11 protein-coding genes and 1 pseudogene are annotated in these 8484 nt (G+C 74.4%); 1 reads left to right on the plus strand and 11 read right to left on the minus strand.

Going from position 1 to position 8484, the window contains the following annotated elements; genetic code table 11:
* Nucleotides 1-58: 58 nt before the first annotated feature.
* Together ACXJKG_RS16845 and ACXJKG_RS16850 are read right to left on the minus strand one after the other, a co-directional pair.
* Nucleotides 59-1240, minus strand: coding sequence for a peptidoglycan-binding domain-containing protein (locus tag ACXJKG_RS16845; protein ID WP_456846896.1), 1182 nt, complete (start codon nt 1238-1240; stop codon nt 59-61).
* A complete protein-coding gene (locus tag ACXJKG_RS16850; RefSeq protein ID WP_456846897.1) occupies nt 1237-1629 on the minus strand; it encodes a DUF7144 family membrane protein in 393 nt (130 codons plus the stop codon). Before ACXJKG_RS16850 ends, ACXJKG_RS16845 begins: the two co-directional genes overlap by 4 nt.
* A gap of 125 nt (nt 1630-1754) precedes the next feature.
* Between ACXJKG_RS16850 and ACXJKG_RS16855 the strand changes: the two genes are divergently transcribed.
* Complete coding sequence (locus ACXJKG_RS16855; protein WP_456846898.1) at nt 1755-1886, plus strand: hypothetical protein; 132 nt, start codon at nt 1755-1757, stop codon at nt 1884-1886.
* 15 nt (nt 1887-1901) lie between these two features.
* Here ACXJKG_RS16855 and ACXJKG_RS16860 read toward each other — a convergent pair whose 3' ends face one another.
* From ACXJKG_RS16860 to ACXJKG_RS16900, 9 genes and pseudogenes are all read right to left on the minus strand, one after another.
* Nucleotides 1902-3626 carry a threonine/serine ThrE exporter family protein gene (locus ACXJKG_RS16860; protein ID WP_456846899.1) on the minus strand — a complete coding sequence of 575 codons (1725 nt, stop codon included), beginning with the start codon at nt 3624-3626 and terminating at the stop codon, nt 1902-1904.
* A 70-nt stretch (nt 3627-3696) separates the two neighbouring features.
* Nucleotides 3697-4143, minus strand: coding sequence for an SRPBCC domain-containing protein (locus tag ACXJKG_RS16865; RefSeq protein WP_456846900.1), 447 nt, complete (start codon nt 4141-4143; stop codon nt 3697-3699).
* Complete coding sequence (locus ACXJKG_RS16870) at nt 4143-4931, minus strand: SDR family NAD(P)-dependent oxidoreductase (protein ID WP_456846901.1); 789 nt, start codon at nt 4929-4931, stop codon at nt 4143-4145. The genes ACXJKG_RS16865 and ACXJKG_RS16870 overlap by 1 nt, the downstream gene beginning before the upstream one ends.
* Nucleotides 4928-5437: a DsbA family protein gene (locus ACXJKG_RS16875; protein ID WP_456846902.1), complete on the minus strand. Its 510-nt coding sequence runs from the start codon at nt 5435-5437 to the stop codon at nt 4928-4930. The genes ACXJKG_RS16870 and ACXJKG_RS16875 overlap by 4 nt, the downstream gene beginning before the upstream one ends.
* 64 nt (nt 5438-5501) lie before the next feature.
* A complete protein-coding gene (locus ACXJKG_RS16880; RefSeq protein ID WP_456846903.1) occupies nt 5502-6527 on the minus strand; it encodes an NAD-dependent epimerase/dehydratase family protein in 1026 nt (341 codons plus the stop codon).
* A 48-nt stretch (nt 6528-6575) separates the two neighbouring features.
* Entirely contained in the window at nt 6576-6803 is a 228-nt protein-coding gene (locus tag ACXJKG_RS16885; protein WP_456846904.1) for a MoaD/ThiS family protein, read from the minus strand.
* 24 nt (nt 6804-6827) lie between these two features.
* Entirely contained in the window at nt 6828-7382 is a 555-nt protein-coding gene (locus ACXJKG_RS16890; RefSeq protein WP_456846905.1) for a methylated-DNA--[protein]-cysteine S-methyltransferase, read from the minus strand.
* A gap of 102 nt (nt 7383-7484) precedes the next feature.
* The gene (locus ACXJKG_RS16895; RefSeq protein ID WP_456846906.1) at nt 7485-8297 is read right to left on the minus strand and encodes an ABC transporter permease; all 813 of its coding nucleotides are present in this window, start codon (nt 8295-8297) and stop codon (nt 7485-7487) included.
* Nucleotides 8294-8484: pseudogene (locus ACXJKG_RS16900) on the minus strand (ABC transporter); the annotation flags it as partial. The gene ACXJKG_RS16895 and the pseudogene ACXJKG_RS16900, both read right to left, overlap by 4 nt.

Raw genomic sequence — 8484 nt, forward strand, 5'->3', positions numbered from 1 at the left:
GTCTAGGTCATCCGCGGTCCGTCGTCATCCGCCGTCCGTCGTCATCCGCCGTCCGCCGTCATCCGCCCTCCGTCGCTGAGGGCTCGGCGCTCGGGGCGTCGGTCGTGGGCTCGGCGGAGGCTGCGTCCTTGGCGGCCGTGAGCGCCGCCTGGAACGCCGCGAGCGTCGCCGCGTCGACCGTGCCGGTCACCGGGACCCCGAGGTCGGTCTGCGCTGCTCCGACGGCCGCCGTGAGCGCGTCCGACCACTGACCGTCGATCGGGCCGTCCCAGTACCCCGCCAGCTTGAGCGTCTGCTGCAGGGCCGCGGTCGAGGCCGTCGACGCCTGTGCAGCTGCGGCGCCCTTGGCCTCCACGGCGGCCTGGAGCGCCGCCGCGGTCGCCTTGTCCACGGTCCCGGTCTCGGGCAGCCCGCTCGCCTTCTGCAGGGCCTGCACTGCCGCGACCGTCTGGGGTCCGTAGATGCCGTCGACCGCGCCGGTGTAGTACCCGGTGTCGGCCAACGACTGCTGGAGCGCCGTCGTGTAGGCGCTCACGGTGGCGCTCGCCTCCGCCTGCCGCTCGTCGGAGAGGCACCCCGAGTCGGCGAACAGGCGCAGCCAGGCCATCTCGAGCGCCACGGCCGCCGAGTTGAACTGCTCGGACGCCTGCACCAGCGGAGTCTCCTGCGTGATGCCCGCCTGCGCCGACGCGAACTCCTCCTCGGCCTGCTGGACGCGCGTCACGCTGGCCGCCGGGACGGTGGGCACCGGGCTCGGCGACGCCTCGGTGGGCTCGGGTGCGGGTTCGCCGGCGGCCGCCGCCTGCGCCACGGCGAGCTCGAACTGGGCATCGGCCAGGTCCTGCTGGGCCTGGACCACGGCGTCCCGCGCGTCGACCGCGCCCTGGCCGGCGTCCTTCGACGCCGCCGCGGGGTCCGCGAGATCGGTGCCCGCCGTCTGGACGTCGCCGACGGTGACGGCGCTCTGGTTCAGCACGTCGCCGTACCGGTCCAGCGCCGTGATGTAGGTCGAGCTGGCGTCGCAGAACGTCGCCGCCGCATCCGTCGCCGCCGCCTCGGCGTCGGCGAGGGCCTTCTCCTTGGCGGCGACGTTCTCCTCGGCGCGCGAGACGTCGGACTGCGGCGATGCCGACGGTTCCGGCGTGCCGGAGGTGCACGCGGACAGCACGAGAGCGAGGCTCCCGGCCACCGCGAGCGCGATGACCTTGGGTACGCCCCGTCGAACGCCCGACCGGCTCATTCGACGATGTCGCGACCGTGGACCGTCAGCGCCCAGATCACGAAGAAGTCGATCGCGATGATGATCAGGCTCCACACGGGGTAGTACGGCAGCCAGGCGAAGTTGAACACGATGCTGAGAGCGGCCACGATCACGCCGACCGTGCGGGCCCACACCTGGCCGCTGAGCACGAAGATGCCGGCGAACGCGACGATGATGCCCACGACGACGTGGATCCAGCCCCAGGTCGTGACGTCGAACTCGAAGAGCCACTTCTGGCCGACCACGTAGAACGTGTCGTTGACGACCGCGACCAGTCCCTGCATCGCGTGCAGGACCCCGGCGATCATCATCATCGTCCCGGCGAACACGGTCAGTCCTACGGCGAATCCGCTGCGCTGCTCAGTCACGGTCCAGGCCCTTCTCGAGGTGGTGATGAGTACCCTGCGCAGGGCTGTCGACAGCCTGTCCGTCCCGAGTCATACGACCCCTGGAATCGGCCGAGAACCACCCTGACCTGGATCATTGCGGATGAATGGGGTCAGACACCAGCAGGCTCGCGCAGCGTCACTCGTTCAGGCAGGACGTGTCGTCGAAGGCCTGGGACAGCGAGAACCTCAGCGAGGAGAACGACCGCGTGCTGCCGAAGCTCGCCGACGGCCGGTGAAACGGCGGGCGGACGTCAGAACCGCCCGATCGACAGCCCCGCCCGCCGCCCGACCGACGACCCCAGCGCGATGCCGGCCAGCACGCCGAGCGAGATCGCGACCATGGTGGTGCCCGCGGTGACGACCGTCGAGAGCGCCTGGGCCCCGTTGCCGATGATCGAGGTCACCCCGACGAGCCCCAGGGCGCCCGGCACCAGCAGCCAGAACCCGGGCAGGAACCCGACGAGCGCCGGCGGCCCCGTCGGCCGGGTCGCGGCGAACATGGCGACCGGGGTCATCACCAGCGCGCCGACGAACGCCGAGAACGCGCTGCCGAACAGCAGCCCGCCCAGCACSTGGCCCGCGTAGGCGACGTACAGCACCAGCAGGATCCACGGCAGGCCCGCGCGCCGGGCGCAGTGGTGGAACACGACCCCGACGCCGAACACGAGCACCCCGACCCACGGGCCCGCCCAGCCGAGCGGCTGCGAGGCCACGGAGCCGACCGCCGAGGCCGGGACGCCGACCAGGGCCGCCGCGCCAGTGATGCCGATGGCCAGCAGGACGAGCTGCATGACGCCGGCGGCCAGCCGCGCCGAGCCCGCGATCATCTGCCGGGTGGCCAGGTCGATCGCCGCCGTCGTGAGCAGGGCGCCGGGCAGGAACGTGACCAGGGGCGCGACCAGCGGCGCGAGCAGGCCGATGTCGATCCCGGTGCGCTGCAGCAGGAACACCGCGACGGACACGACGAACGCGCTGCTCATCACCAGCAGCGCCTGGTAGGCGGCGGGCATCCGGACGGTGGCCACCTGCACCCCGGCGATCCCCGCGCCGAGAGCCGACGCGACCAGGACGTCGACCAGGCTCCCACCCAGGATCATCGCGAGGCCCGCGGAGACGCCGACGTACCCGAGCACCCTCGTCCCGCCGGGGTAGAGCGGCGGCGCGGCGACGGCCGTGCGGATCCGCTCGGTGCCCTCGACCGGCCCGACGTCGCCGGCCTCGGCCTGGTCCGCCACCTCCAGCACGTCCTGGACCTGGTGCAGCCGCAGCTGCCGCCAGCCGGCCGACGACGCCGCCGTCTGCGTCGACCGGCCGCCCGGCGCCGAGACCAGCAGCGCGGTGGGCAGCGCGATGACCTCGACGTCCGGGGCGCCGTTGACGGCGGCGACGCGCTCGAGCGTCCGCGTCACCTGGACCACCGGCGCGCTCGAGTCGATCATCGCCTCGCCGAGCACCATGAGGAACCGCACGGTGTCGGTCTCCATGTCGGACGGCAGCGCGGTGGGACCGGTCGCGTCGAGCACCCCGACCGGCGTCGCGGCCGCGACGGGCACCACGGCGTCCGCCAGCGGCATGGCCGGTCGCCGGCCCCGCGTGCGCCGGACGGCGAGGAGGAGCGCCGCGCCGGCGAGCACGAGGATCAGCAGCGCGGTGATGATCGCGCCGAGCGGGATGGTCGAGGTCGACACCGCCGGCTCGTGGGTGAAGGGCACCTCGACGACCACGGTCTGGGTGGGGGTCGGTTCGGGCGACGGGACCGCGGACGACACGTCGCTCGTCGGCACGGGCTCGGCCGTGGACGTCGGCGTCGGGGTGGCCGTCGGCGTCGGCTCGGGCGCCGGGGTCTCGGGCACCGCGGTCGTGGTGGTCGTGGGCTCGGGGACCGGCACACCGGGATCGGGCGACACGCCGGCGCCGGTCACCCCGGGGTCCGGCGCCACGGCGTCGGCGAGAGCGGCACCGGCGGGCAGGGTCATGCCGGGAACCGCGATGCAGCGACGGACCCTCGCATCCACTGCCTCCCCGGTGTCGCGGACACGTCGGACGCTATCGGTTCGTCCCCGACGTCGTCCGGGCGACGAACTGCGCGTAGCGGTCGAGGATCAGCGGCCAGTCGGTGAACTTGCGCCGGTCGGCCGCGTTCCCGTCGTCCCAGCCCCCGTGCTCGAGCTCGACGCGGGTCCCGCCGGCGTCGAGCGGCACGAACTGCACGGAGATCCTGCTCGGGTGCTCGCGCGTCTGCCCGAGCGTCGAGGTGTGCACGACGAGCGCGCCGCGGGCGATCGCCAGCACCCGCCCCCACTCGACGTCGCCGAGCGTCGCGTCGACGAGGTACACGCGCCCGCCCACCCGGGGCTCGATCACGGCTCCACGGAAGCCGGCGGGGTCCGGCGAGTAGTCGGGGTGCCACCACTGCCCGATGCCGTCGACCCACGCGTCGAACGCCTCGACCGGCGTGCAGCCGACGACGACCTCGTGGCGGACCGGCTCCATCACGCGACCGGGTCGTCGTCGCCGTACGTCGCGAGACGGAGCGTGCGCGCGTCGGCCGCGAGGATCCTCCCGACCACGTCCTGCAGCGACCCGACCGTGTCGGTCCCGGCCCGCACGAACCGCCCCGAGAGCTCGTCGAGCTCGCCGTCCCCGAACGCCCGGACCAGCTCGGCCACGGCCTCGACCGGGGTCCAGACGGTCCGGCCGTCGTGCATCGGCATCGACGTCGTCATCGCGGTCTCGACGTGGCCCGGCGCCAGGTCGAGCACGCGGATCCCCTGGTCCCGGTACTGCGCGTCGAGCTGCGTGGTGAACCGGGCCAGCGCGCCCTTGCTGATGGCGTAGCCCGTGTAGCTGGTCATCGCCCGGTGGCCGGCGCCCGAGTTGAGGTTGAGCACGCGGCCGCCGCCCCGCGCGAGCATGCCCGGCAGCACCGCGTGCGTCACCAGCAGCGGACCGCGCACGTTCGCCTCGATCACGCGCCAGGAGTCCTCGACGTCGTCGTCGACGAACGCGACCTCGGCGCGCTCGATGACGCCCGCGTTGTTGACCAGCAGGCCGATCCCGCCGAGCTCCTCCTCGACCCGCGCCACCGCGTCGAGCACGGCGGTGCGATCGATCAGGTCCGCGGCCGCGACGGTCACGTCCCCGCCGATCTGCTCGGCGACGGCTTCGAGGTGCGCCCGCGTCCGGCCCACCAGGGCGACCGCGTACCCGGCCCGCGCCAGTCCGATCGCGATCCCCCGGCCGATCCCCCGCCCGGCCCCGGTGACCAGCGCGGTCCTCATCGGGCCGCCTCGACGGCCTCGCGCAGCCGGTCCAGCTGCACCTTCCCGCGGTACCGCGTGCCGCCGACGAAGACCGCCGGCGTGCCCGTGACACCCGCCTCGATCCCCGCGGCGTAGTCGGCCGAGACCGCCGGCGCGTACGCCTGCGCACGGTCCCCGGCCACCTCGGTGGGGTCCAGGCCGAGCTGTCGGGCGGCGGCCCGCAGGTCCTGCTCGCCGAGCCGGTCCTGGTGGGACATGAGCTCGTCGTGCATCTCCCAGAACTTGCCCGACGCGCCTGCCGCCTCCGCCGCCAGCGCGGCCGACAGCGCGTAGGGATGCACCTCGAACAGCGGGAAGTGCCGCCACACCAGCCGGACCTGACCGCCGGAGGTGTCCACCAGCTCCCGCAGCACGGGCGCGGCGGCCCGGCAGTACGGGCACTCGAGGTCACCGAACTCGATCACGGTGACCGGGGCGTCGGGGCGGCCGTACACGTGCCGCTCGGCGGGGATGTCGTCTGCCATGGGTCGAGGATGCCCGACCGGAGCGGCGTCGGCGAGGTCGGACCGGCGGGGCGAGACGCCCCGCTCAGAGCCGCCGGGGCCGCAGGGGCGGGCTCGCCGTCCCCGCGCCGGCCGCGATGCCGTCCACCATCTCCCGCGCGGCGTCGAGCCCCGACCAGCGCGGACGCCAGTCGAGCTCCCGCTCGGCACGCGAGGTGTCGAGCAGTGGCGCCGCCATGCCCAGGTCGAGCCACCCGGGCGCGATCGGCACCAGCCGGGCGTGCCAGGCCGCGGCCAACGCCGCCCGCGCCTCGCTGACGGGGACCTCGCGCAGCCGCCCGCGCGCGACCAGGCCGGCGACCTCCGGGCCGCGCAGCACGTCGGGGGCGGCGAGGTTGAACGCGCCGCGGACCCGGCGCACCACCGCCTCGCGGAAGGCGTCGGCGGCGTCGTCCGCGTGGACCGCCTGGAGCCGCAGGCCGACGGGCCACGGCAGGACCGGGAGCCGGYCGTCGATCGCCCGCTTCGGGAGCCACGGACCCAGGAAGCTTCGCGAGACCTCGTGGCCCGCGGCGCGCTGGAACACCAGCGCGGGACGCAGCCGGGCGATCGCCAGGTCCGGGTAGCGCTCCTCCGCCTCGTCGAGCACCCGCTCGGCCGCCGCCTTGTCGACCGAGTAGGGCGACGAGCGCACACCGTCGGTCGCCCAGCCCTCGTTGCGCAGCACGTCACCGGACCCGGGCGAGTAGGCGCCGACGCTGGAGGCCACGACGACGTGCGGCACCCCGGCGCGCCGCGCGGCCTCGACCACGTTCCGTGTGCCCGAGACGTTGACGTCGTGCAGCCGCCGCCGGTCGTGGCTCGGTCGGACCGCCCAGGCCAGGTGCACGACCGCGTCGGCGCCGGTGAGCTCGGGCGCCAGGTCCTCGACGGCCGACGGCGCCGCGATGTCGCACGCGACCCACGTCGCCACGCCGTACGGGGTCGGCGGCGGTCGGCGCGGGACCCGCCGGGCGACGGCGACGACCGAGGTCACGGTGCCGTCGTCGACGAAGCGCCGCAGCAGCGCCGTGCCGACGTTGCCGCTGGCACCGACGACGACGACCCTCATGCGCACACGCTCGCAGCGATGCGGACGAGGCGCATCCGGGGAGGCGTGTCAGCCGCCCGGGAGGACGTCGACGACGTCGCTGGGGCCGAGCGCCGTCGCGTCGTCGGACCGGACCCCGTCGACCACGAACGCGCACCCGCCGATCAGCTGCGCGAGCTCGCCGCCGTGCCGCGTGAGCACCTGCGCGCGCAGCTCACCGACCGTCGAGGCGGGAACCTGCTCGGCGGCGGTGCCGGCGGCCTCGGCGGCGGCGGCCACGTAGCGGACGAGCGCCATGCCCCCATGCTGCCACCGGCGGGGTCAGAAGAGCAGGTGCTCGCGCGGCCGGCCCTTGGCCTCGAGCCCGAGCAGGAACTGCTTGCGGTCGAGGCCCGCGGCGAAGCCCGTGAGCGAGCCGTCGGCGCCGATCACCCGGTGGCACGGCACGACGATCGCGATCCGGTTGCGACCGTTGGCCGCGCCGACCGCGCGCGACGACGTCCGGGGGTCCAGCCCGATCTCCGCCGCGAGGTCCCCGTACGAGCGCGTCTGCCCGTACGGGATCCGCAGCAGCCCGTCCCACACCCGGCACTGGAACGTGGTCCCGACGAAGTGCAGCGGCAGGTCGAACTCGGTGCGTGTGCCGGCGAAGTACTCGTCGAGCTGCGACTGCACCTMGTCGAACTCGCCGTCCGCCCGCTCGCCGAACGGACYCTGCACGGCCTCGTACTTGGAGCCAGGCAGGAGCAGCGCGCTGAGCGCCCCGTCGTGCGCGACGAGCGTGATCGGTCCGAGCGGCGACGGCACGACCGTGTGCACCACCCGGACGTCGTCGAGCAGCTCCAGCTCCGTGGTGAGCTCCCCCTGGACTGTCATGGTCGTCATCATTCCCCCACCCACTGACATGCACGGTGAGGAGCCCGTCCGCCGCGCGGCTCCACGGGGAAGACGCGCGACGGACGGGCGATGTGAGGTGGTTCAGTCGGTGCTCCGGAGCAGCGTGCGCACCCCGACCGCCAGCCCGACGGCCGCCGTGACGATCGCCGCGAGCCAGCCGGCCGCGACGGCGCTGCCGGTCAGGTCGMCGGCGAACAGCGCCCGCTCGGCCTCGAYCACCCACCGCAGCGGGTCGAACGCGGAGGCCACCTTCATCCACTGCGGCCCGGTCTCGAGCGGCAGGAGCATGCCGGAGAGGATGAGCAGCGGGAACAGCACGGTCTGCTGGACCGCCCAGAACATCCACTCCTGCTTGCGCACGGCGATGGCGAGCGCGTAGCTGAGCGCGCCGAGGCCGACGCCGAGGACGGCCAGCATCGCGAGCCCGACGACCGCCCCGACCGGGTCGGCCCGGAAGCCGAACGGCAGCATCACGACGATGACGATCACCGCCTGCGCGACCAGCGGCACCATCTCCTTCAGGGAGCGGCCGACCAGCTGCGCCGAGCGCGACAGAGGCGTCACCAGGAGCCGCTCGTGCGCGCCGGTCTGCATCTCGAACTGCAGGTTGGCGCCGGTGGTCGACGTGCCGAACAGGGTGGTCATCACCAGCACGGACGGCACGAACCACTGCCAGACCTCGGCGGAGCTCAGCCCGTCGGACGTGCCGACCAGCAGCGGGCCGAACAGCCCGAGGAACACCAGCGGCTGGACCAGGCCGAAGACGACGGAGAACGGCTCGCGCACCACGGGTCGCAGCTCGCGGGTCATGACGAGCCGCACGTCGGCGAGCCACGGGCGCCGCACCGGTGCCGCAGTGACGGTGGTCGGGGCGTCGATCGTGGTGGTGCTCATGCTGCTGCCTCCTCGGTGGCGTCGGCGGACTCGCGCAGGCTGCGGCCCGTGAGGGCCAGGAACACGTCGTCGAGCGTCGGCCGSACSGCCAGCGCCTCSAGCAGSGGSGCTCCSGCGGCGGACGCGGCGAGCACCAGGGCCGGGACGGCGCTCGCGGCGTCCGCCACGCGCGCCTCGACCCGGGCGC

The sequence above is a fragment of the Cellulomonas sp. P5_C6 genome (genome assembly GCF_054049635.1).